Origin of the sequence: Halalkalibacter okhensis (genome assembly GCF_000787375.1) — a bacterium.
Taxonomy (GTDB): Bacteria; Bacillota; Bacilli; order Bacillales; family Bacillaceae_D; genus Halalkalibacter; species Halalkalibacter okhensis.
Genome location: NZ_JRJU01000021.1, coordinates 17,538 through 40,345, shown reverse-complemented (window position 1 = coordinate 40,345; position 22,808 = coordinate 17,538). Strand labels below are relative to the sequence as shown.

The 22,808-nt window shown below is 35.0% G+C and carries 29 protein-coding genes and 2 other annotated features; of the genes, 23 read left to right on the top strand and 6 right to left on the bottom strand.

Annotated elements, in window-relative coordinates; genetic code table 11:
• Positions 1-68 precede the first annotated feature (68 nt).
• From LQ50_RS15260 to LQ50_RS15215, 10 genes are all read left to right on the top strand, one after another.
• Entirely contained in the window at positions 69-611 is a 543-nt protein-coding gene (locus LQ50_RS15260; protein WP_034631024.1) for a GNAT family N-acetyltransferase, read from the top strand.
• A 27-nt stretch (positions 612-638) separates the two neighbouring features.
• Positions 639-1,418, top strand: a complete 780-nt coding sequence (locus LQ50_RS15255; protein ID WP_034630920.1) for an alpha/beta fold hydrolase — start codon at positions 639-641, stop codon at positions 1,416-1,418.
• A 14-nt stretch (positions 1,419-1,432) separates the two neighbouring features.
• Positions 1,433-1,714, top strand: coding sequence for a hypothetical protein (locus LQ50_RS25795; RefSeq protein ID WP_034630919.1), 282 nt, complete (start codon positions 1,433-1,435; stop codon positions 1,712-1,714).
• A 148-nt stretch (positions 1,715-1,862) separates the two neighbouring features.
• Complete coding sequence (locus LQ50_RS15245) at positions 1,863-2,390, top strand: RNA polymerase sigma factor (protein ID WP_052144794.1); 528 nt, start codon at positions 1,863-1,865, stop codon at positions 2,388-2,390.
• Entirely contained in the window at positions 2,380-3,600 is a 1,221-nt protein-coding gene (locus LQ50_RS15240) for an anti-sigma factor (protein WP_034630917.1), read from the top strand. Before LQ50_RS15245 ends, LQ50_RS15240 begins: the two co-directional genes overlap by 11 nt.
• A gap of 233 nt (positions 3,601-3,833) precedes the next feature.
• Positions 3,834-4,310 carry a DUF2975 domain-containing protein gene (locus LQ50_RS15235; protein WP_034630916.1) on the top strand — a complete coding sequence of 159 codons (477 nt, stop codon included), beginning with the start codon at positions 3,834-3,836 and terminating at the stop codon, positions 4,308-4,310.
• A gap of 10 nt (positions 4,311-4,320) precedes the next feature.
• Positions 4,321-4,542, top strand: a complete 222-nt coding sequence (locus LQ50_RS15230) for a helix-turn-helix domain-containing protein (protein WP_034630915.1) — start codon at positions 4,321-4,323, stop codon at positions 4,540-4,542.
• Positions 4,543-4,557: 15 nt separating this feature from the next.
• Positions 4,558-5,349 (top strand): DUF817 domain-containing protein, encoded by a 792-nt coding sequence (locus LQ50_RS15225; protein ID WP_034630913.1) that lies wholly within the window; start codon positions 4,558-4,560, stop codon positions 5,347-5,349.
• A gap of 444 nt (positions 5,350-5,793) precedes the next feature.
• The gene (locus LQ50_RS15220; RefSeq protein ID WP_034630911.1) at positions 5,794-6,312 is read left to right on the top strand and encodes a DinB family protein; all 519 of its coding nucleotides are present in this window, start codon (positions 5,794-5,796) and stop codon (positions 6,310-6,312) included.
• Between the two features lie 33 nt (positions 6,313-6,345).
• Positions 6,346-6,849 (top strand): GNAT family N-acetyltransferase, encoded by a 504-nt coding sequence (locus tag LQ50_RS15215; RefSeq protein ID WP_034630909.1) that lies wholly within the window; start codon positions 6,346-6,348, stop codon positions 6,847-6,849.
• A gap of 465 nt (positions 6,850-7,314) precedes the next feature.
• On the opposite strand, the gene LQ50_RS25465 is transcribed toward LQ50_RS15215, so the two are convergent.
• The 4 genes from LQ50_RS25465 to LQ50_RS15200 all read right to left on the bottom strand — a co-directional run bounded on the left by LQ50_RS25465 (position 7,315) and on the right by LQ50_RS15200 (position 10,248).
• Positions 7,315-7,491 carry a hypothetical protein gene (locus LQ50_RS25465; RefSeq protein ID WP_161784688.1) on the bottom strand — a complete coding sequence of 59 codons (177 nt, stop codon included), beginning with the start codon at positions 7,489-7,491 and terminating at the stop codon, positions 7,315-7,317.
• 68 nt (positions 7,492-7,559) lie between these two features.
• Positions 7,560-8,090, bottom strand: coding sequence for a hypothetical protein (locus LQ50_RS15210; RefSeq protein WP_034630908.1), 531 nt, complete (start codon positions 8,088-8,090; stop codon positions 7,560-7,562).
• A 128-nt stretch (positions 8,091-8,218) separates the two neighbouring features.
• Entirely contained in the window at positions 8,219-8,581 is a 363-nt protein-coding gene (locus LQ50_RS15205; RefSeq protein ID WP_034630907.1) for a DUF4181 domain-containing protein, read from the bottom strand.
• Positions 8,582-8,934: 353 nt separating this feature from the next.
• Complete coding sequence (locus tag LQ50_RS15200; protein WP_052144793.1) at positions 8,935-10,248, bottom strand: MFS transporter; 1,314 nt, start codon at positions 10,246-10,248, stop codon at positions 8,935-8,937.
• Positions 10,249-10,368: 120 nt separating this feature from the next.
• Between LQ50_RS15200 and LQ50_RS15195 the strand changes: the two genes are divergently transcribed.
• The 13 genes from LQ50_RS15195 (at position 10,369) to LQ50_RS15130 (ending at position 19,994) form a co-directional block, all read left to right on the top strand.
• A complete protein-coding gene (locus LQ50_RS15195; protein WP_034630906.1) occupies positions 10,369-11,583 on the top strand; it encodes a helix-turn-helix domain-containing protein in 1,215 nt (404 codons plus the stop codon).
• A 65-nt stretch (positions 11,584-11,648) separates the two neighbouring features.
• Positions 11,649-12,092, top strand: coding sequence for a pyridoxamine 5'-phosphate oxidase family protein (locus LQ50_RS15190; RefSeq protein WP_034630904.1), 444 nt, complete (start codon positions 11,649-11,651; stop codon positions 12,090-12,092).
• Between the two features lie 79 nt (positions 12,093-12,171).
• A complete protein-coding gene (locus tag LQ50_RS15185) occupies positions 12,172-12,426 on the top strand; it encodes a hypothetical protein (RefSeq protein WP_034630901.1) in 255 nt (84 codons plus the stop codon).
• A gap of 105 nt (positions 12,427-12,531) precedes the next feature.
• A complete protein-coding gene (locus LQ50_RS15180; protein WP_034630898.1) occupies positions 12,532-13,203 on the top strand; it encodes an HAD family hydrolase in 672 nt (223 codons plus the stop codon).
• 207 nt (positions 13,204-13,410) lie between these two features.
• Entirely contained in the window at positions 13,411-13,836 is a 426-nt protein-coding gene (locus tag LQ50_RS15175; protein WP_034630896.1) for an Rrf2 family transcriptional regulator, read from the top strand.
• Positions 13,837-13,921: 85 nt separating this feature from the next.
• A complete protein-coding gene (locus LQ50_RS15170; protein WP_034630894.1) occupies positions 13,922-14,530 on the top strand; it encodes a class I SAM-dependent methyltransferase in 609 nt (202 codons plus the stop codon).
• A 488-nt stretch (positions 14,531-15,018) separates the two neighbouring features.
• Positions 15,019-15,561, top strand: coding sequence for a GNAT family N-acetyltransferase (locus LQ50_RS15160; protein WP_034630890.1), 543 nt, complete (start codon positions 15,019-15,021; stop codon positions 15,559-15,561).
• A gap of 55 nt (positions 15,562-15,616) precedes the next feature.
• Positions 15,617-15,832 (top strand): hypothetical protein, encoded by a 216-nt coding sequence (locus LQ50_RS15155; protein ID WP_034630888.1) that lies wholly within the window; start codon positions 15,617-15,619, stop codon positions 15,830-15,832.
• Positions 15,829-16,356, top strand: a complete 528-nt coding sequence (locus tag LQ50_RS15150) for an AAA family ATPase (RefSeq protein ID WP_034630886.1) — start codon at positions 15,829-15,831, stop codon at positions 16,354-16,356. The genes LQ50_RS15155 and LQ50_RS15150 overlap by 4 nt, the downstream gene beginning before the upstream one ends.
• A 618-nt stretch (positions 16,357-16,974) precedes the next feature.
• Complete coding sequence (locus LQ50_RS15145) at positions 16,975-18,927, top strand: hypothetical protein (protein WP_034630883.1); 1,953 nt, start codon at positions 16,975-16,977, stop codon at positions 18,925-18,927.
• Positions 18,920-19,183, top strand: coding sequence for a hypothetical protein (locus tag LQ50_RS15140; protein ID WP_034630881.1), 264 nt, complete (start codon positions 18,920-18,922; stop codon positions 19,181-19,183). Before LQ50_RS15145 ends, LQ50_RS15140 begins: the two co-directional genes overlap by 8 nt.
• Complete coding sequence (locus tag LQ50_RS15135) at positions 19,184-19,708, top strand: sigma-70 family RNA polymerase sigma factor (RefSeq protein WP_034630880.1); 525 nt, start codon at positions 19,184-19,186, stop codon at positions 19,706-19,708. It abuts the gene before it with no gap.
• Entirely contained in the window at positions 19,698-19,994 is a 297-nt protein-coding gene (locus tag LQ50_RS15130) for a zf-HC2 domain-containing protein (RefSeq protein WP_034630878.1), read from the top strand. Before LQ50_RS15135 ends, LQ50_RS15130 begins: the two co-directional genes overlap by 11 nt.
• Before the next feature lie 149 nt (positions 19,995-20,143).
• On the opposite strand, the gene thrS is transcribed toward LQ50_RS15130, so the two are convergent.
• On the bottom strand, positions 20,144-21,355 hold the full coding sequence (thrS, locus tag LQ50_RS15125) for a threonine--tRNA ligase (RefSeq protein WP_052144790.1): 1,212 nt from the start codon (positions 21,353-21,355) through the stop codon (positions 20,144-20,146).
• 49 nt (positions 21,356-21,404) lie between these two features.
• Positions 21,405-21,645 (bottom strand) — a binding site (T-box leader).
• Positions 21,646-21,678: 33 nt separating this feature from the next.
• Positions 21,679-21,911 (bottom strand) — a binding site (T-box leader).
• Between the two features lie 79 nt (positions 21,912-21,990).
• Positions 21,991-22,701, bottom strand: a complete 711-nt coding sequence (locus tag LQ50_RS15120) for a CPBP family intramembrane glutamic endopeptidase (protein ID WP_034630877.1) — start codon at positions 22,699-22,701, stop codon at positions 21,991-21,993.
• Between the last annotated feature and the right edge of the window lie 107 nt (positions 22,702-22,808).

Below are 22,808 nucleotides of genomic sequence, written 5' to 3'. Positions count from 1 at the left end.
ATTACATTTTATGGTAAAATAAGGTAGTTTACAAAGGATCAATATATAACTAAAGGTGTGTGATTTCAATACTTTCATCTACGAATATTTTTTTAAGACCTTTTCATGTAACGGATGCCAACGATCTACTTCAACTGCAATTGCAAAATAAGGAATTCTTTGAACCATTTGCAATGGTTCGTTCTGATACATATTACACGCTTATTCAACAACAAAAATATATCCAAAAATGGAAAGAAAATATGGAAAATGATTTAGAGTACCAGTTTGGAATCTACCATCATGCACATACATTGATAGGCACAATAAGTCTTTTTCAAATCATGCGTGGCTCACTTCAGAGTGCGTTTATCGGATATTTCTTAGGTAGGGAATATAATGGAAGAGGATATGGAACAGAAGCTGTAAAATTAATGGTAGATTATGCTTTTAATCAGCTTGAGCTACATAGAATTGAAGCAGGTGTGATGCCACATAATATTGGTTCCATTCGTGTTCTAGAAAAGGCTGGATTTCATAAAGAAGGAGTAGCCATACAAAACGTAAAAATTAATGGCACATGGGAAGATCATCAAGTGTTAGCAATTATTAACCCTAAAGATTTCCAGTAAAAAATGACCTTAAGAGTGGTGAAATCAGTGGATTTACATTATCAAGAGTATGGGAATAAAGATGGGTCGTTATTGGTATTTTTACATGGTGGTGGAGTAAGCAGTTGGATGTGGGATAAACAAATTCAATACTTCAGTGATTATCATTGTGTTGCAATAGATTTACCAGAACAAGGGAAAAGTAAGGATGTTACTCCTTTTTCTATTAAAATCAGCGCTGAAAAAGTGATTGATTGTATTAAATATTTAGCAAAAGAAACGAAGGTCATTGTTGTTGGATTTTCATTAGGAGCACAAGTAATTGTTCAAATGTTAAGTATGAAACCCAATTTAATTGACTACGCAATCATAAATAGCGCGCTAGTTAGGCCTAATTGGTTAGCTAGTAAACTTATTAGTCCTATAGTTGAACTAACCTTTCCACTAATTAAAAATAAATCATTCTCAAAGCTTCAAGCCAAAACATTGTATGTCGAAAAAGATCATTTTGAAATCTATTATAAAGAAAGCTCGAATATGAAATCAGAGACCCTTATAACAATATTGCAAGAAAATATGGCGTTTAAAATCCCCGAAGACTTTAACAAAGCCAACAGCAGAATATTAGTAACTGTCGGTGAAAGAGAGAAAGCAATCATGAAAAGCTCAGCAAAAGATCTCGTTTTAAACAATCCGAATTGTACAGGGATAATAATTCCTAAAGTCGGTCATGGAATCTCTATGAATAATCCTGAGTTCTTTAATCAGATGATAAAACATTGGATAGAAAAGAGTGTTTTACCACGAAATGTCGTAGCGATAAAATGAAATGAGGGGAAACAATGGAGTATTTGAGGGTTTATGATTTGTTAGTCGTACTACTAACTATTTTATTTTTAATTGCACTTACGCTTTTTATAAGAAGGATCAGTTTAAGTCGTATGGTAAAAGGTTTAATCATTGCGGCAGGGATGTTTGCAGCGCTTAGTGTAGTCTTTCCTTATTTTGGTTATCAGTTTTATTTCATTGTAGGATTCATTGAATGGTCGACCAAATTCATTTTCCCATGGATCGTGTTATATTGGGTTATTAGAGGAATAAAAGCATTAGAGAAAAAAGTTTAATACATCGTATTTGAAAGTGCGTTCCTGAAGGAGACAGGGACGTATTTTTTGTTCAAATTTGCTATAACATCACGAATTTTAAAAAAAGGTGAGTAACGGCTGTAACTTTTTCTTTCTGCATCCGTGGTTATAGTGAAAGGAGGCTTCGATGGAGAAGGATATTAGTTTAGAACAGATATACTCCCTTTATATGAAGGATCTCTATCAGTATATTTTTTCGCTTTGTAAAAATAAATCCTTGGCTGAGGACATTGTTCAAGAAACGTTTTATCGAGCCTACTTTTATATAGATAGTTATCAAGAGGAGAAAATCAAGCCTTGGTTGTTCAAAGTAGCTAATCATACGTTCATTGATGTAATTCGGAAGGAGAAACGAATCACATATTACGAAGATCTTGATCATTTAATCGAGAGACAAGTGAAAAGTGCAGAACAAGAGTATTTGCTTAAGGATAGGCTTGATCATTGGTTTAAAGCTCTTGCTAGTTTATCTGTTTCTAAGAGGAATGTCGTTTTATTAAGAGATTATTATCGATTTTCTTATCAAGAAATTGCCGACATCTTTGATATCTCGATTGCAAAGGTTAAGGTCAGTATCTACCGAGGAAGAAAGGAAGTAGAAAAGAAAATGGCTGAAGAATATGAATATAAAGGGGATGAGGAACTTGGATTGTAATGAGGTCAAATCTAAATGGAAGTCGTACATGAATGGAGAGTGCCGAGAAAAGGATGAAAAAGAAATTGAAGAACATTTGCAAGGCTGTTCTCAATGTGAGCTCTTGCTAAATCAAGATATTGAAAAACAGGAAGAGAATCATCTTCATGTAGGAGATAGGTTAAATGATCAAGAAAGATTGCTCGACGATATTCCAATAAAAAAACAAAAGAAATGGTTACGTAAGGCCAAGTGGAAAAATCGGTTGATGAATGCGTTGACTATTTTTATGTTATTCATTGGTGTTAGTATCATATCTGGAATTCTTACGGCTTTCTTTTTTGGTTTTGGAACGGATGAAGGAAGAGGGGAAAAAGCAATTCAAGTCATTCGAACAGCGACACAAATGACCATGCCTAACGTCTACCTTGCCGGTGGAGGAATGAACACAAACTTTTATTATACAATGGATATCGATTTTCAAATTCAAAAACAGCTAGGAAGAGAGCATAAGTCCATAGGTCAACTTCATGGGAAGATGTTTTTTAATCTCCTTAATGTAAATAGAGAGTGGACAGACGGACAATATGATGTAAAGTTATATTTTATGCATCCTCAATTTGTAGAAAATCAACCAGAAACTGAGCAGACTTTTTATCAAGAGACGTTACAGGATACATGGAATACGCTTGATTTGCTTCCAAAAGGGACGGTTTCTGAACTGGCGATAACATTTGATCAATTATACGACATAGACGATGTGTATGCTTTATTACATGACTATGACTTGGATATAGTATGGTATGCCATTGATACAGGTACAGAAGGGAAAGGGGACACTTACCACTCACCATACTTAAGTGCCAATAGCGATATCTGGGGTTTCCATGAACATGCAATATTTGATTTTTCACGAGATGGGGGATCGATTCGAATAAGAGGAGATGGCCATAAACGCGCTGAAGCATTTAAAACAGGGCTACAGTTTCTAGCTGAAAACAAAAAGCTAGTCGAGCGATATATTTGGTACTTCAATAATGAAACGAGTATTGAAGATCGGTATAACTATGTTGAAGAAAATGGTGTGAAAACGTATGGAGTGGTGGTTACTGGTCCAACAAAAGAGCTACTCACACTTCAGGAAAATAACTCAATCATCTTTGCAACATTAGGAGAAGTCGATTTTTGGAATTGGTATGACCGTCCTGCTGGTGGTACGATTTATAATTAAGTCGTCATGAATGGGGGCCACGGTTAAAGATAGTGAGAAGTTAATCACTGTTGAAGCATGTTTTTAGTAAATAATAAATCATGTTCCATCAAGCATTTCTTATAATGAGGAATGCTTTTTTGTATGGAATATATATATAACAGTAAAAATATAATAAAAAAAGATATTTTTTTATCGTAAAACAATAAAAAGTGTATTATAATCAATTTTATAAATGAAGTGAGGTGTTTTTTATGAAACAAGGTTCAACACTCTTTTTAAAAATAGCTGTTTTTCTAATTGGGGCTCCCGTTCTTGCCCTATGTCTATTGGGTTTACCTTGGTTGATTAATAATCCAGTGAATCCAGATTATGCCCATATGCTATATCCAATTGTAATCATCATGTATGTTACAGCGATTCCGTATTTTATTGCCTTGTATCAGGCGTTTCGACTTTTAAGCTACATTGATAAGAACATAGCATTCTCCCAAATTTCTGTAAGAGCTTTAAAAATAATAAAATACTGTGCAATCACAATCGGTAGCTTTTATTTAATAGCTCAGCCATTTCTATATCTCATCGCAGAGGTGGACGACGCGCCAGGTATCATAGTCATCGGGTTAGTAGTTGTTTTTGGTTCAGCGGTAATCGCCGTCTTTGCTGCTGTTCTCCAGAAACTTTTACAAGAAGCGATCAAGATAAAATCAGAAAATGATTTAACGGTTTGAGGTGAATATGATGGCAATTATAATTAATATTGATGTGATGCTCGCTAAAAGGAAAATGAGTGTAACGGAACTTTCAGAGAGGGTTGGAATAACTATGGCTAACCTCTCTATCTTGAAAAACGGAAAGGCAAAGGCGATTCGCTTTTCCACTTTAGAGGCGATTTGTAAGGCTTTAGATTGTCAACCGGGAGATATTTTAGAATATCGAAGTGATGATGAAGCCAAAGAGTAAATGGAGGTAAAACATATGAGAGCAGTAAGTCAACTTGTTCATTTTGGCTGGGAGCAGGCTCTATCATGCTTGTTTCCTGTCGTTATCTTTGCCTCTTTGGCTTTAACGCAAGTCATCCCACTCCCCTTTTTGCCACGGTATGACTGGTTACTAATCATCTGTCTTCTCATGCAGTGGTGGATGGTTCGTTCAGGACTCGAAACACGAGATGAGCTAAAGGTTATTACACTGTTCCACGTTATCGGTCTTGCTCTTGAGATTTTTAAGGTACATATGGGGTCTTGGTCTTATCCAGAGGAAGGCTATTTCAAAATTTTTGGTGTGCCTTTGTATAGTGGATTCATGTACGCAAGTGTAGCGAGTTATCTTTGCCAAGCATGGCGGAGGTTGAAGGTTGAACTAATTAAGTGGCCACCGTTTTTAGTCGTCGTTACACTCGCAGCTGCGATTTATTTGAATTTTTTCACTCATCATTATTGGATTGACATCCGTTGGTGGCTATCTGGATTGGTTATTATCGTCTTTTGGAAATCATGGGTCACATACGAGGTGAATGGAACTCGTTACCGTATGCCAATTTCCCTATCCTTTGTGCTGATTGGATTTTTTATATGGATAGCCGAAAATATTGCCACCTTCTTTGGCGCGTGGGAATATCCAAACCAAACCGATGCGTGGAGTCTCGTTCATTTAGGAAAGGTTAGTTCATGGCTCTTATTAGTAATCGTTAGCTTTCTTATAGTTGCAACGTTAAAGCAGGTTAAAGGTAGAAAAGCTACTAGAGTAGAAACAAGTCAATCTTTATAACTGGTAAACTTCGGAGCATTAAAGGGCTAATATTGAGATGGTAGAGTAGAGACAAAGTGGATCCTGATTCCGTTAAATTGAGAAAAATGGCTCTCCCAGGAGTTAAGAGGATCCTAGTTCCGCTAATGTCACAAAACTAATGAACTTTAAGGACAAAATAGGAAAATAACGGAACCAGGATCCGAAACCACACTTAAAACAAGGTTTTTAATTAGAATAGCGGAATGAGGATCCGCCAAATCAGCAAAGCGAGAATATACGTAAAAATTGAAGATAAAAGCTTTAACTAGTGGAGACCGTTTTCTTAATAAGAGTAAACAAGGCAAACTGATTTTTCAGTTTGCCCTATTTACTATTATAACATTAAAAATGAAGAATTTTCAGTCTTGTTCTTCTTTCATTTCTTGTTAGTCTTAATAGATATGGGGCGGGAGGAGAATAAACATGGATTTTAGAATCAAACAAAGAGATGGTTATGATGGGAGAATGGGAGAGCTTGTTTCCATGTTAGAGTATTCACGAAAAGTATTACTGGATGATATTAAAGATTTAGGTCAGGATGATTTAGATTACTACGCATATGACGGTGCTAATTCAATCGGTGCGCTTTTAATGCATATCTCTGCGATTGAGTTTGTCCATCAGGTTATTTCATTTGAAGAAAGAGATTTAAATGAAACGGAGTATACCTTTTGGGAATCAGCTTTATTTCTTGGAGAGAAAGCAGGTAATGAGATCAAAAATCAACCACTTGATTATTACTTAAAGGTATTATTTGAAACGAGAGAGAAAACTTTATCTCAGTTAAGTTCCAAAAAAGAAGAATGGTTGTTTCAGGAGAACAATTGGGAAAATGGTGTTGCTCATAATAACTACTGGCTCTGGTATCATGTTATGGAAGATGAAATAAATCACCGCGGGCAGATTAGATTAATTAAGCGAATGCTCTTAAAGAATAGATAAACGTTTTATGGATCAAGGAAAGAAGGTGATTAAATGGAAAATCCTATATTTGTTGATGAAATGCTACCAAAAGATTGGGGACGGGTTAGAGAAATTTACCGTGAAGGAATTGCTACTGGAAATGCAACTTTTCAAAAAGAAGCTCCTTCTTGGGAGGATTGGGATAACAGTCATACTGAAAAAAGTAGATTAGTTGTACGATCAGAAGGTGAAATTTTAGGGTGGGCTGCATTAAGTCCTGTCTCAAATAGATGTGTCTACGCAGGGGTTGCAGAAGTTAGTATTTACGTTAGTCAATTTAGTAAGGGGAAAGGAATAGGAAGTTTCCTGTTAAAGTCCCTAATTGAAAAAAGTGAAGAACATGGATTCTGGATGCTACAATCGGGAATTTTCCCTGAAAATGTACCAAGTCTTAAAATACATTATAAAAACGGTTTCCGAGAAGTGGGCCGACGAGAACGAATAGGTAAAATGGATGGGAGATGGCGTGATACGATATTGTTAGAAAGAAGAAGTACTAGTGTAGGCGTACATTAAAAACGGGTCTAATTTCATTTTGTTTCCTAGCAAAAAAAGCGTCTTCTATCGAGAAATCAGCAATGGTTCCACAAGTTGCACGCCAGCTACTAGAAACCCACTTATAAATTGCTTAAGCAAGGCAACGGTTCGGCTCATTGATTAAAGACCATTGAAAAAGGTGAAAATCGTGCCTTTTTCAGTGACCTTTAACGAGAACGATTTTTTTATTTAACAATCATAAAAAAGGGTGATCGCAATGTAATGGGTTCATTTTTGGGAGGGGAAATGTGAATTTGAAAGCTAAATAACAGCCCATTTAGCATTTCTTTCTCAACCAAATTAACAGTAAAATCAGCATACAAAAAAGCACAGATATTTAATCTGTGCTCTTACTCATATTCTAGTCCCTTCTTCAACTAACGCCTCCGTTCGTATTTGAGAGCTATCACTATCTAATTGAGGGAGTTGAGGAAACTTCTCTCTTTAACTACTTTCATCCTTTTTTATTTTAAATTTTGAAGTTACTAAATATACGGCAATGAATGTTAATATTAAATCAGTATAGGGACTACTAGAACCACCTAGAAGAGTTGCACCAATCATAAAAACGATAAATGTCAAAACAATTAAAGCTAATACATACATACCAAAATTCCCCATCATACCCCCCCATTAAGTTCTAAACAAAATTTTCGGTTTTCATTAATGCCCCCGTTCAAGAAATACAATTATAATGTTCTATTCTTTATTAATTTTTTAACTTTGATATAATCAGAAATACCTATGGCAATAGCAGATAGGAAACTAGCCATAATAAACGCCGTTTCAGAAAATGCAATGTAAATAATAAAATAAACTAAACCTAATGCGATTAGCACCAAATCCGTTTTCAAAACTAAATCTAAATAATTCTCACCTTGCTTCGATAATATAAACCCCGTTACTAATATTGATATACATAGGTTAATAAAATAAGCTATGGAGAATAGCGAGGCTCCTAAATATGCTGTGTAAATTATATCCCCATCTTCTGCTAGAAGAGACAATAAATAAATAGATAAGGGTCCAATAATTAATAATATAATAATTTTTTTTCTTCGCTCAGGGGTAGCCAATGAATTATAAAAGTATTTATTGATATCTTCTATCTTATCTTTATTGATACGACGGACCAAAACAATTGAAATTTGCTGAAGTAGGAACACTAGAAAAAATATTATTGCAGCTAATAAACCATTACTCGTAATTATTTCTGACAAAGAACCACTCCTTTTGATTTTATAAGCCTTTCACAAACCCCATTTTACTAGATGGGAAAATGAGTTGTTTAACCAAACGCCCGTTGAATATGATAAGTAACAACAACTTGGAACTAATTTTATTTTTACTATAAAAATATAGATAAGAACATGATAGATATATACCAAGGTATTAAAAGAATAAGTGGAACAAGATACGCTTTAGAGTGATTAAGGTATATACGTTTCATTAATGCTTCAAAACCATACACAATTGTAACAATTATAAAGACAGATAACCATCCATTAAAATAGTCCGACCACCAATTTAATATAATGAAAAAATAAACAATTGCCAGTATTGCAATGGTCCAATTACCATACACGTATATCTCATAACCACTATTGGTTTCTGAAATCTTATCGTCCTCCATTTGAAACTTTCTCTTTACGACTTTCTCAAATAGGAACCACATTCCTAAAACTGCAAGTAATAATATAAAATTGAACATTAGGCACTCCCCCGTACATACTATTCAACTTTTCTGCCCGTTGAATAAGCCTCGTTATCACTTTAACATAAAATCCCAAAAAGCCTTTAGTGAAACATACGTTAAATAACATCTAACATAACAGGCGTTTTAACATAGTTTTTCTCCAGTGAATAATAGCGAATAGTCTAGCATGTTAATGGCTGCTAATTCCCGTGTCAAAAAAGCGTATCCATTGCTATAACTATGAAATTAAACTAACCCAAATCTAATGTGATTTGGGTCTGAATATTAGTGTTATTTATCGTTTTCTCTCCCTAAACTGAACCCTTTAATCGCAATGACCACGCTTTTTGCTCTATTGAACTTCTCCTTTATAATTCTACATTCACAGTTTTGTCCTTCCCTGTTATCCCTACATTTTCATTAGAAAGCTCGGGATGGGCCTTACGAAGCATGGATGGTCTTGCAAGGAAAAGAACAACAATAATTAGGGAAGCCGCAGACAGAAGGAGGATCCATTGACCAGGAAAGATATCGTATAGAAAGCCGTACATGACCATTCCCAGTGGAATGAGTGCCATCGACATCGTTTCGATGATTGAAAATACCCGTCCTTTATAAGCATCATCAATTGTCTTTTGTAGCATGACTTGTAATGGTGTGTTAATAACAATAATGATGGAGCCGAAACAGAACATGAGTATTAAATAATAAACAAATACAAGATTATTGGGTAAGGTGCTTATCAACGGTAAGGAAATGGCTCCCATAATCACACCCAATGCTAGAATTCCCCGTTTGGAAATAAGAAGTGGAAACTTTACTTCTTTTCTAATTGAAAAATACAGTGACATCAATAACATGCCAACGGAAAAAGCCCCTTGTGTAAAACCAAAATGCTGTGATTCCATTTTCAGTTTTTCAATAAGAATATACGAATATCCAACTTCAAAGGCTCCAAACAAAAAGTTTACCATTAACCCAATCCACAACATAAGAACAATAACAGGCTGCAATTTCAAATAGCCAATGCCTAGCTTTATACTCTTTAGGATCGATTCTTTCTGTTCTCCCTCTTTCTCTTCTTTCGGTTGACTGAAAAGCCGGAAGTTCATTGTTGACTCAAGAATTACAGCAAGGATAGATGCGGTCATATAGACCAAAAGAAAGATCGGCATCGATACCGTTCCATATAGTAAGCCACCAATGGCAGGACTCCCAACGGCAGCAAAGGAAATCGACATTTGATTTAGAGACATGGCTTTTTGGATACGTTCCTTATTGATTAATCCAGTTATAGAAGAAGTAAAGGCAATTCCTGAAAACGTTGAGGTCAGAGACAGTATAATGGTCGTGACATAAATGGAAAGCAAAGAAAGTCCAGAAGTTAACGTGACAATGAGAAGGCCAACAATGGTGAGGGTAGTGGCAATTTGAGCGCAAATAACAATCGTTTTTTTCGAGTATCTATCGGTAATCGCTCCAGCAAAAGGGGCAAGAATGGTCCTCGGAAGAATATTGCAGATTAAGTTCGTTGCAAAACTTGTTGCAGAACCTGTCATTTGTAGAATGTAGAAACTGATGGCGAATGTATAAATTTGAGCCCCAAATGTAGAAATAAGCTTACTAATCATAAACGTATACAGGTGATAGGTTGCCTTTTTCACTTTCCATTTATCGTCCATGTTCGCACCTCTTCTTCAAAAGTTTAATTAAATTAAACAAATCATACCATGCACTGCTCTTCCTTTTCAACAAAAAGTTTAATATAATTAAACAAATGGGCGGTTTAGGGAGGACGTACAATGCTTGGAGAGCGTATTAAGAAATTACGAAAGCAAAAAAAGCTAACACTTGAAGCACTTGCTGGCAACGAATTATCAAAAGGAATGCTCAGCTTAATCGAAAATAATAAAGCAAATCCATCTATGGAGAGCTTAACCTATATAGCTAAACAATTAGGTGTCGATGTCGGCGATTTGTTGGATACGGTCAGCTCAGAGGAACTTCGAGGAATATTAGAAAAAGCGGAAAAGATATATAATGATGATGACCCAAAAATGACTGATAAGAATAATCAGCTCATAAAACTAATCGAGCCTTTATCGGATGTTTTACCCCAAGGTTATGAGGCAGCTCGGTTGTTAGAAATTTATAGCTATTCTCTTTGGAAAGAGAAGAAAGCAAACTGGTTAGAGGCTTCCGAATCGGCAGCAAAAATGTTTGAGCAATTGAATATCTCGTCAAATCGGGCTTCCATCGCTATCTTCTGGGTGAATCTGAGGTTTCTTGAACATCAATACGAGGAGTCTTTAACGATCTTTTTACAAGAACGAAAGATCATCGAAACAACTTTTGGTTATATTGATCCTTTAACAAGGCTTGATCTTGATTATCGTGAATCCATTTTGCATTTTGCCGTGGGCAATTCCCAGTCGGCCATAAGGATTATGGAGAATGCAATTCAGTTCTCAAAGGAAAAGAAGATTTTTTATCGAATTGATGATTTATATCGACTTGCTGCTTGCGAGGGAATGATTTCTAGGGACGAGAAGAAGAAAGACTTTTATTTAGAAAAACTAAGGCAATACGGAGAATTCGCGGATAATACATTCTCTATCCATTTCTATAAACTATTCCATATTATGGGCCTCATTTCAGAAGAACAGGAATATGAAAAAGCATTAGAAGAGATTGATCAGTTGCTTACAGACTCGGATACAGACGGGTTTTATAATACATGGTTTATATTGGAAAAGGGAAAGGCATGTTATTATTTAGGGCGTTATGAAGAAGCCTTACTTTTGTTAAATAAGGTTGTGATTCCAGACGTACATCACCCCTTTGATTTATCAATATTTTATGTCATGGATACATTTAAAGCTCTATGTCAACTAAAGTTAGGAGATAAGAAAGCTGCTCTTAATTCAGTGAAACAGGCATATGGTAATTTCAACTTATTACCTTCGACACCTTTTAAGGAATTTACGTTGAAAATATATAAGGAGATTCAAAGCTGATTTTCCGTTACTTTGGCAGACCGTTGATCCATGCAGCTTTGTTTCTTAATTAGGGGGACGAAAAAATGAAAATGATTAGAGATAAGAGGAGAAGTTTTGATTTAGATACATTTCTAAAGAAGCCTTTATTTGCACATTTATCTACAGCAGTGAGTGACTCCCCAAGGGATTCGCCTGTTTGGTTTCAATGGGAGAATAATGAAATTTGGATCATTGGTACCTCTTCAGATACATTTCCAGATCGAATAAAAAGAAACCCAAAGTGTGCAATTGGAATCATTGATTTTGACTATAGAAAGGGATTGGTTTTACACGCGGGTTTCAGAGGGAGAGGAACCGTTGAACCGTTTAATAAAGCAATCGCTAATCGGTTACTGTCGAAGTATTTGGGAGAAGATGAGTTGAAGTGGGACCCACGTTTTAGGGACTTAGATGATCGTAATGTTCTTATTCGTTTTGTGCCTGAAACAGTAGTTGTTCGAGACCAATCTTATTTAGCACCTAAGTAGAGCGTTGCACGTGGCACTACTTAGGGAAAAGGAGTTACTAAGATAATCACAAGATAATTGAGGAGGATACTGCTTAAATATGGGGAAATGGAAATGGCTCTTTTATTTGGTTGCCATCCTTTTAATTGGCATTCCAATATCTATCGTTCTAATGTCTGACGAAGTGACATTCAGTTCAACTTTTAGTCATACTGTAATCAGTACGGCAATGGTACTAGTAATACTTGGGAAGATGATTACCGTATTTGAAAAGAGAAATAAGAAGAAAAGTTTTGCTTCAGATATTGGAATGATTATAGGGATATCTATTGTGTTAGTTTTAAGGTTTTTCTAATGAAACTCTTACGAATAATATTAACAGCAGTGCTTGTATTAATGTGGTGAATTATTACTTATTTGTTTTTTTGTTAACGAAAACTGTAATGAAAAAGGGGTTCATATGGGCAAATATAAAGTGATTTTATTTGATCTAGACGGAACACTTTCAGATCCGAAAGTAGGAATAACTAAATCGGTTCAATATGCGCTACACAAAATGGACATCATTGAGTCTGATATTGATAAATTAGAATGTTTTATTGGACCACCGTTACACGTCTCATTTGCTGAATATTACCATCTTGATACGAAAAATACAAAAAAAGCAATCGATTTATATCGAGAAAGGTTTAAGGAAAAAGGGATGTTTGAGAATGAGTTATATTCAAATATTCCCATGCTCTTAAAATCATTAACAGAACGAGGATATATTTTAGTCGTGGCAACTTCAAAGCCTACTGTTTTTGCAGAGAAAATACTAGAGTATTTTAATATAAACAAGTATTTTGAACGTATTGTTGGAAGTAATCTTGATGGGACAAGGGCATCAAAAACTGAAATCATTCAATACATACTAGATAAATATACTGATTATACAATTGGAGATTTTATTATGATTGGCGACAGAAAGCACGATATGATCGGGGCAATAAATACGGGAATCGATTCTATTGGAGTAACTTACGGATATGGTTCATCTGAGGAATTAAGTTGCGTTAACCCTACTTATATTGTAGATAATGTTGACCAGTTAAATGATATTTTTCTGGATAGTGAAGAGATTAAATCATAAAATAATGCAGCCGAGACATGATTAAACCAAGTATGACTGAAACCGTAGGACTTCATTTTGATCAATTTTTCCTGAAATGAAGTCTTATTTATTTAATCTAATTTCCCTTTCAATAAAAATGTCATTATCCTTGTAATTTGTCAAAAGCAAGTTTATACTGAATTACAGACATAAAAGGTCTTTAATATATCTATAAGGAGAACATGAATGAAATATTCAAAAGCTACAAATTACGCCCTACACACAATGGTTTATTTAACTTTAGCACATAAGGGACAATCAGTTGGAGTAGATCAATTAGCTAAAACTCAAAACCTATCTCCAACCTATCTTTCGAAGATACTAACTAAGCTTGTAAAAGCAGGATTAATCGAATCCACTCCTGGTGTTAAGGGAGGATACAGTATCGTGAAACATTCTACGGATATTACGTTTTTGGATGTAATACATGCAATTGAAGGGAAAACAACGTTATTTAGTTGTTCGCTAGAGCATGGTGAGTCTAAAAATGGAGAATGTTTGATTGAAAATGTGATGATAGAAGCTGAAAAAAAGATGACAAATGATTTAGGAAGCAAATCTATTATGGAGATTGCAAAAAAGATTGAAGCAACAAGGGATCATAAAAAATAATCCTCATTTTTCTTATTTTTTTGTGTTAATTATAGATATTAAGAGTCTTTTATGTCTTGGATGATGAAAAGGAGAGTTGATTTAAATGGCTTACGAGAACTTTAATTCTATTGAAAAGAAACAACTGTTTGAAAGGAAAGTTGCCTATTTAGAGAGTCCAAATAAAAGAGGAGGAGTGACGCCAGAAAGTCTACAAGAAATTCTCCAGATTAAAGGGAATGAAAATATCTTAGATTTGGGAGCAGGAACAGGATATTTATCCATTCCCATCGCTCAAAAAACAAACGGAACCGTTTATGCCTTAGATTACGATAGCAACATGTTAAGCTTTATGAAAAAGAGGATTGCCGAAAATAAAATCGTAAATGTCCATCCTCTTAAAGGGAATATCGAAAGTATTCCGTTGCCTTATGAATCTGTTGATATAGTCATAGCCTCCTTAGTTTTGCATGAAACAAAGCACTTGAATTTAGTATTGAACGAGATTAAACATGTACTAAAACCAGGCGGGATTCTTGTATGCATTGAGTTAGAGAAACAAGAAAAGGATCATCATAACCATCCTAGGATTGATATATTGGATATGAAAAAGGAAATAAAAAATACAGATTTAATAGTAACGGATGTGTTAAATCCAACAAATGAAACATACATTATTATGGCGGAAAAGATGAATCAAAAGAAGAGTCTATAAGACAATAAGAGGGCGATTGCTACAAGGTAATCGCCTTTTCTTTTTTTAATGAAAAGTCTAAAACAATAATATATGCTTTTAGCTTTAGATATTTAGTGTGGTATTGTAAATTACATACTTCCCAGAGCATGACCGACTTAATGAAGAAGCGATGTCCTTGATAAAAGATTATTCAGTAGTGACTCTAATTAATAGCTTTGTTTCCACACGAAAAGAACTTAATGACAGAATATCAAGACTTGATAAAGATGTTAGGTTTACAATTGGTGGTGGTAAAAGAAAATTCTCGGGAGAAAATTTTATAAAGATATTCGTTAAGCATGATGCGCACCATTTAGAAAAAATTAATGGAAAATTACAAAACTAGTAACTATTTCATTTTAAATTTGTTCGTTAATGGGAAGTGCGCTAAAACAGTTTAGTAAAACAATAGGAAACTTTTTTTTATTTGCTACGTATAAATACCGTAATTAGTGTGAGATGAGAGGATGTTGACTGTGTTAAGCTCAAAAAACCTTCGATTACGAAAAATGGGAAACGAAGATATTGAAAAATATCATACTTGGAGAAATGATATAGATGTCATGATAACTACCAGTCCAACGTTAGATGTTTATTCTATCGATGAAACGAAGAAATTCGTCGAGGAAGTTATACTAAATTCCCATTCATCTAAGAGTTATATAATTGAATTGAAAAAGGATCATTCTCCAATTGGCGTAACATCTCTTATTAATATCGATTCAAAAAATAGAAATGCTGAGTGTATTATTGATATTGGTGAAAAAGAATATTGGGGCAAGGGGTATGGTTCTGAAGCTTTAAAGGTATTGCTTGATTATGCTTTTTTAGAATTAAATCTTCATCGTGTTTCACTAAGGGTATTCTCGCTTAATGAACGAGCTATACATATTTATAATAAACTTGGATTTGAGAAAGAGGGAGTCATTCGAGAGAGTCTATATAGAAATGGTAGATGGCATGACATAATTACTATGGGCATTTTAAAAAAAGAATATATGAGAGAGTAATATTTGGTTGATTAATTGCGAAGGGGATTAGGGAATATCTAGGAGGAGGTACAATTTGAGTAAGGGAAATTCTTCAAAATTAGAGAAATGGCGAGCGAAATATGGGGCAATTGCTATTGCTTTAAGCTGCTTATCTAGTACAGTCGTGACCTGGGGAAATAATTGGATTCTTACAGGTGTACTAGCATTAGGAGTATTAACTTGTGGAATGATTGGGATCTTTGATATAAAGAGAGCTAAATCCGGGGAACAAGGAGCTGGGAACAATTGAAAAAAATTTATATTATATCTGGCCCAGCAGGAGTAGGTAAATCTACAACTTCCAAAAGGCTTGCTGAACTATTTGAACAGAGTGCTTATATTGAAGGTGACTTAATAAATCATATGGTTATTGGTGGATACCTTCCTCCGTGGGAAAGTGAAGAATCTCTATTGCTAGTCTGGGAAAATATAGCGGATTTAAGTATTAATTTTGTTCAGGCGAATAAAAATGTAATCATTGATTATGTTGCTTTTCCAGAAGAAGTAGAAAAGTTAGTACAGAAGATTCATGCCAAAGTCAGTGATGTAGAAGTTATCTATGTTGTATTGTGGGTCGATCAGGATGAACTATTAAAAAGAGATGCTTTACGGAATAAAGAACATCAGATGGGTGAAAGGTGTTTAGAATTAGTGAAGGAATTTGAAAGTAAAGATGTAAAAGAACGCTTTGTATTGAACACAACTCATTTAAGCCCAACCGATTTAGATGAAATTCTTCTGAATATAAAAGAGAATCCTGCCTTTATCTATTAGTTTATCTACAATAAAAGGCTAGCTTGGATTTGAAAAGTAAGTGTTACGACAGCTTCTTGTTGTACGAGAGAAGCAGAAGAGTTCCAGGAGAATTTGATTATTCATTCTTGTCATAGAAAAAGTGGATCCTGATTCCGTTATAATGGAGAAAATCGGTGCTACCATGAGTGAAATGGATCCTGGTTCCGCTAAAGTCACAATTTGAATGGAACTTAAGGTCGATATTGGAAAATAACGGAATGAGGATCCGCAACTACACTCAAATCAAGGTTATTAAGTAGAATAGCGGAATGAGGATCCGCTAAAACAGCAGAGTGTTATTCTTCTATTTCTATAGTTTATTCTGACAATGTTCATATTACTGTTTAGTCATTCTGTTATTTTTTATTATCTCTTTATTGGTATTTAGTTCAATGAGCTTTTTAAAGTAAGTAAGCAGAATTGAAAGTCAAGCTAAATAAGCATCATACAAAATAACTAAGATCCCTTCATATAATTTGAAGGGGTTTTTCATGTTAGTATATGCTCTTTGAAAATTGAGGTAATTTTTGAAACTTTTTTCCTCTTTAATTGTCTAAATAGTATGAGCTCATAGAAAATAAGAGAAGGGGATTTGAAATGGAGATCATTAGCAGGTTCGTCTTGCATATTGAAAACTTCTTTTTATTAAGTCATTTTAGCAAAATCATAATTCAATGGACGTTAACTTTATTAGCCGTTTATGGGTTAGTGACTTTTTTGATAAGAAATGGGGATAAGACGAGAGCATCAATTTATGTTGGCTTTACAGTACGTTTCGTGTTACTTATCGGTTTATCGATTGAAATGTTACATCAAGTTAATATTACGGAGATTACGACTGTTTTTTACGATAGGCAGCCGTCTTTACGGCAGTTTCTACACTTTTTATTTTTCGGATATATTATTGTCGTTGGCTTTTACTATATTTGTACCATTAAGCAAAAAAAGAACAAAGGGACCTTTTATACTTTTGATATTGCCGTAATGACGTTGCCAGCTTTACAGTTAATCACTAGTTTTTTTGTTTTTGCAATAAAAGGCGAAGTTGCTGTTGGGGATGTGGTTGCCTTTTCCATCATCGCTGTGATTATAGTATCAAGCCTATATTTGTTTTTCCTTAATTACTGGGAATTTCGTTGGATAACAGTCATTCCATTTTATTTAATTGTAGGCATATGCATAACTCTATTTTATATGGTTAGGCGTGAAACTGGTATAGTAGATTTAATGGAAGTGTCTAATCTTATTGTTTTCTTGGGTTTATTATTAACGTATCATTTTATAAATAGAAGTCAAACTCAATTACTAGAAAAGGTGAAACAGCCATTTGTGTTAATGATCGCTATTTTGTTCCTAGTATTATGTAATCCACTCTATAATGCAGCGGATGCGTCGCTTTCTTCTACTGAGGCCGAACTGAGATTGAGATATTTCGAATCAACGAATTTAATACAAGTTGAAGAGGCGAAAGAATTGGCGATGAGGATTACAAATGATGAGCAATTCTCATTCCGTCAGCCTGAAACACAAGATTTTCACAATCGATATTGGCTAAAGTCAAAAAATTATTCCGTTGATATCGACGGGGTTTCGGGAGTTGTGATGAATGTTCATCGTCAAACTGAACCAGAAGGCGAGATTCTTTCTGCTGATGAATATGTCGCTCGTTCAAAGCAAGTTTTGGAACAAATGGGTAGAACATTGCTAGATGATGATCAAATTGATACGACCATTACTAAAGAAGATGATCGCGTTCATGTTGAAATGATGCCAAAGTATTCCAGTGGGGTTGTCTTAGATTTATGGATGAACACTTCTTTTACGTGGGAAAAAGAATCTCTAATAGAATTTCACGAACGTTTAAATCTTTATCCTATTGAATCTTTAAAAGATGTTTTAATTACGACTGAAGACATTGAATTAATTCTACAACAGTGGTATGAAATGTTAGGAGAAGAGGTGCCTACCTACGTTGTTGATAATGTTTGGTATGGATATAGTAATAAAACAATTGATATCAATCTTTCTACTTTAAATGATCATAGTATTCATATTGATGGTCGCTCAGGAGAAATTCTATATTTTGGTGGAGAACTTACGAATGATGAAAAAATTGATTTTCAAGAATTAGAAACTAACATATTAAATAGTAAAAATGTTCAAATCGAAGACTGGGAGAGAACACGTAGCTCAAATTTTTGGGAGTGGAGAAAAAGCGCTACGAATCCAGAAGAAATGAAGCTTTCCTATGTTCATCAATTCGGTTATACAAAGGGGGATCCTCTTTTTACCTACTCAAAGAATATCGATTATTATAACCAACCACAGACAAAGGTGACGGTTGCATCTAGCAAAGAAGCATATGAGGTTGTCGCAAATTCACTAGATTATACACCTTATGCCTCGAGGTCAAGATTAACTTATGTCATTGATGAAAACGATGACATTAGAGTAGCTTGGTTACTCGTAATTCAGCCATATAAAAAAGCAGAGCATCGCCTCTATTTGGTAGACATTGAAACGAAAGAGTGGGTTTCCCTCTATGAATAAGAAAGTTGAGTGTACAGTATTTCTAGATTTATATGAATTGTATTTAGAGGATGAAGTTGAGGATGAAACGAAACAATGGATGATGAAGCACGAGGAAACATGTAGGTATTGTCAAAACAGCGGAAAGGATCATGAGGGGAATCCAGCTCTTCATGAGGATAGAGAGAAAATTTGGGGGATTCGTGTGTTAACGATGTCGTTATACAGTATTTTCCTTTTACTTACGATTTGGATGTCTATCTGGTACTTATGGTAAATGAGTAATTGGAGTACGTTAGAAGAATTATATTCCCTTTATTATGAAGAGATCTTTACCTATTTATTTCAACGAACGAGACAAAAGGAGCTAGCTCAAGACCTTGCTCAGGATACATTTTTAAAAGCATTTAATGGATTAGCTTCCTTTAAAGGGAAATCTAGTGTTAAAACATGGCTGTATACAATAGCTCATAATACATTTATTACCTGGTATCGTCGTGAAACAAAATATAGTAAGCATCCGATAGAAAAAACGTCCTCACTAGAACAAAGAACATACAAAAACCCGGAAGAAGTGGTAGCTCAAAAGGCGGAACAAGCTCAAATTTTGAGAGCGATTGATTTATTAAAAGAAGATTATAAAACCGTTCTGATCTTACGAGAGTATCAAGAGCTTTCCTATGATGAAATTGCTCAAATAGTAGGGTGGAAGCTTTCAAAGGTGAAAACAAATTTGCACCGAGCCAAGCTTGAACTTAGAAAGCACTTATGTAAAACAGAGGATGATACAAATGAAGTGTAGCTTAATTCGAGATTTGTTGCCACTTTATGTAGAAAATGACTGCTCAGAAATGACAAATCAAATGGTTAAGGAACACCTAGAAAGTTGTTCTGACTGCCGCGAGTTATATGAACTGATGAAATCGCCAATTGATGTAAAAGGAATGGATCCAATCGTAGCTACAGATGCCCCAAACAACAATAATCAATTTTGGAAAAAATACTATGGTCGCGTTATTTTGAAAGGTGCTGGATTGTTTTTCGGTGTATATATAACAATTGTCACACTAATGATCCTGTTAAAATGATAAAAACGGTAGAACAAGGGCATTGCTTGCCTTGTTCTACTAAAGAAATCATACAGAAGCAAGACTAATGAGCGTTTTATGCGAACAAAGACCTTAAGAGTAAGGGAAAGCCCAATAGGAAGAGAATCCTCTCGGGCATGGAATATCGTTTACTTGATATCGTTCATTTCATGAATAAACCGATTAATTGTTTCGTCGGCGTTCATTACTCCAAGGTTTCCCGCTTTTCGCTTTCTTAATGCCAATGATTGGTTCTCCATCTCTTTATCACCGATCACAATCATATATGGAATCTTTTGTTTTTCAGCCTCTCTAATTTTAAATCCCATTTTCTCGGCTCTATCATCCACTTCCACACGTAATCCAGCTGATTCAAACTGAGTTTTCACGTCTTCTGCAAAGGCGGCATGAGAATCGGAAATGGGAATGATTTTTGCTTGGACAGGTGCCAGCCATAGAGGAAACTCCCCAGCAAAATGTTCAATTAAAATCGCCATAAAACGCTCTACCGAACCAAAGATCGCTCTATGAATCATAACTGGACGATGAAGTTGATTGTCTTCACCTACATAGGCACATTTAAACTGTTGAGGCATTTGAAAATCTAATTGGACAGTTCCGCATTGCCAGCTTCTTCCGAGAGAATCTAATATATGAAAATCAATCTTCGGACCATAAAACGCTCCATCACCATGGTTGATTTGATAGTGAACGTCTTTGGCCTTTAAGACAGATTCCAAAGCTAATTCAGCTTGACCCCAGATTTCTTCAGAGCCCATATACTCTTTTGGCCTAGTTGAAAGTTCCACTTTATAGTCAAACCCAAAATGGGAGTAGAACTCATCAATTAGGACAAGTATCTTTTCAACTTCGGCTTCGATCTGATCAACACGAACAAATAAATGTGCATCATCTTGAGTGAAGGAACGTACTCTTAAAAGTCCATTTAAAGAACCTGATCGTTCATGTCTGTGGACTAATCCAAGCTCTGCAAAACGAATAGGTAATTCTCGATAACTTCTACGTTTGCTATTAAAAATTAATATGGCACCAGGGCAGTTCATCGGTTTAATGGCGTAATTTTGATCATCCACATGGGAAAAGTACATGTTTTCGTGATAATGATCCCAATGACCTGATTGTTCCCAAAGTTCTTGTTTCATCATTATAGGTGTTTTAATTTCCTGGTAGCCAGCTTGTTGGTGTTTTCTTCTCCAGAAGTTTTCGAGTTCATTTCGAACCACCATTCCATTCGGCAAGAAAAAAGGCATTCCTGGAGCCTCTTCCATTGAAGTAAATAATTCTAACTCTTGACCTAACTTTCGATGATTTCTTTTTTCTTTTTCCAATTGATTAGACATGTGAATTCCTCCTAATTTCATATAAAAAAAGACCGCACTCCTCCCAAACAATAGGGACGAGTGCGGTCGTGGTTCCACCCAAATTCCATAAAGCAGTCATGAAGAATGCTTTATGCTTAAAAAAAGATAACGGATTACCCGATTATAGATACTTTGAAGAAGTTTCATTTCCCTATAATAGCTCCAAGGTGGTAAATCAAACACCATTTCTTTCAGGGCTCTCAGCCAACGGCCCTGTTTCTCTGTACAGAAAATAAATGAATGATTCATGTCCTTTTCAACGCCTATTGATATTAAAATAAAAAGACCGCACTCGTCCCAACAGTAGGGACGAGTGCGGTCGTGGTTCCACCCTGATTCCATAAAACAGACAAGAAGATGCTTTATGCTCAAGAAAGATAACGGATTACCCGATTATAGATACTTTGAAGGATTCATTTCCCTATAATAGCTCCAAGGTGGTAAATCAAATACATTTCTTCAGGGCTTTCAGCCGACGACCCTGTTCTCTGGTAAGAAACCGAAAAATGATTCATGTCCTTTTCATAGCTTAATTAGAATTTTCGATTTATTGTTGTTCACAATCATAATGCACATATCAATAAAGGTCAAGTAGCTTTTTGATTATGAATTCATTATGCCAAAGTGACGGTTAATACGAGCGCTAATCCGTTAAAAGTTGCATGGATAATCATAGCGGGATAAATAGATTGAGTTTTTTCATATGTCCATGCAAAAACAAGCCCACTTAAGAAGGTATATGGCAAAGAATTGTAAGTAGGAATGTGTACAATCATAAAGATAAGTGAGCTAATTAATAGTCCAGCTATTAATCCATATTTACTTCTAATCCAGCGATACAAGAAACCTCGATAGAAAATTTCTTCATAGATCGGTGAAATGATTGCTGCGGAAACAAAGGCAATAATAATGTTGAGAGCCGTTAATCTAGTTGTAAGACTATCCGTCTTGCTATTTTCCGTCCCGATTAGAAAAAGCCATTCAATGATATATGACAATAAAATACTACAAAGGATAAGAGTAATCGTCCAACCGAATATTGGACCCCAATACGACTTTGAAAAACGCTGAAAACCTACCTCTTTCCATGAGAGCTTTTTTGGTTTAATCGCAATAAAATAAATACCTAAAGTGAAAAGGATGGACATGATAAATCCTATCATCGTCCCAGAATATAACTCATTTTGAAAGCTTTTTGTTAAAGTTTGAGCGAGAAGATACTCGATAAAGAATGGAATCAAGATCAACACAAGCGTGAGCAATAAGGTTACTTCTTTCCATGACCAAGGACTTTCAGTAAAAAAACAATTTTTGTTCTTCAACATTAACCACTCCTTTCTAATTCTGGTTTAAGTGTAATGGGTAACGTTACGTAACTTTCAAGTGCTACTATTGGAGAAGATCTGTATTAATTATTTTACTGGTGTGACTT

Excerpts from the sequence above, each read along its gene's own strand:
- LQ50_RS25465 (WP_161784688.1), bottom strand. The coding sequence starts at position 7,491 with ATGGGGAATTTTGGTATGTATGTATTAGCTTTAATTGTTTTGACATTT.
- LQ50_RS15235 (WP_034630916.1), top strand. The coding sequence starts at position 3,834 with ATGAAACAAGGTTCAACACTCTTTTTAAAAATAGCTGTTTTTCTAATT.
- LQ50_RS15190 (WP_034630904.1), top strand. The coding sequence starts at position 11,649 with ATGAAAATGATTAGAGATAAGAGGAGAAGTTTTGATTTAGATACATTT.
- LQ50_RS25795 (WP_034630919.1), top strand. The coding sequence starts at position 1,433 with ATGGAGTATTTGAGGGTTTATGATTTGTTAGTCGTACTACTAACTATT.
- LQ50_RS15245 (WP_052144794.1), top strand. The coding sequence starts at position 1,863 with ATGGAGAAGGATATTAGTTTAGAACAGATATACTCCCTTTATATGAAG.
- LQ50_RS15230 (WP_034630915.1), top strand. The coding sequence starts at position 4,321 with ATGGCAATTATAATTAATATTGATGTGATGCTCGCTAAAAGGAAAATG.
- LQ50_RS15225 (WP_034630913.1), top strand. The coding sequence starts at position 4,558 with ATGAGAGCAGTAAGTCAACTTGTTCATTTTGGCTGGGAGCAGGCTCTA.
- LQ50_RS15140 (WP_034630881.1), top strand. The coding sequence starts at position 18,920 with ATGAATAAGAAAGTTGAGTGTACAGTATTTCTAGATTTATATGAATTG.
- LQ50_RS15145 (WP_034630883.1), top strand. The coding sequence starts at position 16,975 with ATGGAGATCATTAGCAGGTTCGTCTTGCATATTGAAAACTTCTTTTTA.
- LQ50_RS15195 (WP_034630906.1), top strand. The coding sequence starts at position 10,369 with ATGCTTGGAGAGCGTATTAAGAAATTACGAAAGCAAAAAAAGCTAACA.
- LQ50_RS15160 (WP_034630890.1), top strand. The coding sequence starts at position 15,019 with ATGTTGACTGTGTTAAGCTCAAAAAACCTTCGATTACGAAAAATGGGA.
- LQ50_RS15180 (WP_034630898.1), top strand. The coding sequence starts at position 12,532 with ATGGGCAAATATAAAGTGATTTTATTTGATCTAGACGGAACACTTTCA.
- LQ50_RS15170 (WP_034630894.1), top strand. The coding sequence starts at position 13,922 with ATGGCTTACGAGAACTTTAATTCTATTGAAAAGAAACAACTGTTTGAA.
- LQ50_RS15205 (WP_034630907.1), bottom strand. The coding sequence starts at position 8,581 with ATGTTCAATTTTATATTATTACTTGCAGTTTTAGGAATGTGGTTCCTA.
- LQ50_RS15120 (WP_034630877.1), bottom strand. The coding sequence starts at position 22,701 with ATGTTGAAGAACAAAAATTGTTTTTTTACTGAAAGTCCTTGGTCATGG.
- LQ50_RS15185 (WP_034630901.1), top strand. The coding sequence starts at position 12,172 with ATGGGGAAATGGAAATGGCTCTTTTATTTGGTTGCCATCCTTTTAATT.
- LQ50_RS15220 (WP_034630911.1), top strand. The coding sequence starts at position 5,794 with ATGGATTTTAGAATCAAACAAAGAGATGGTTATGATGGGAGAATGGGA.
- LQ50_RS15200 (WP_052144793.1), bottom strand. The coding sequence starts at position 10,248 with ATGGACGATAAATGGAAAGTGAAAAAGGCAACCTATCACCTGTATACG.
- LQ50_RS15215 (WP_034630909.1), top strand. The coding sequence starts at position 6,346 with ATGGAAAATCCTATATTTGTTGATGAAATGCTACCAAAAGATTGGGGA.
- LQ50_RS15130 (WP_034630878.1), top strand. The coding sequence starts at position 19,698 with ATGAAGTGTAGCTTAATTCGAGATTTGTTGCCACTTTATGTAGAAAAT.
- LQ50_RS15175 (WP_034630896.1), top strand. The coding sequence starts at position 13,411 with ATGAAATATTCAAAAGCTACAAATTACGCCCTACACACAATGGTTTAT.
- LQ50_RS15135 (WP_034630880.1), top strand. The coding sequence starts at position 19,184 with ATGAGTAATTGGAGTACGTTAGAAGAATTATATTCCCTTTATTATGAA.
- thrS (WP_052144790.1), bottom strand. The coding sequence starts at position 21,355 with ATGTCTAATCAATTGGAAAAAGAAAAAAGAAATCATCGAAAGTTAGGT.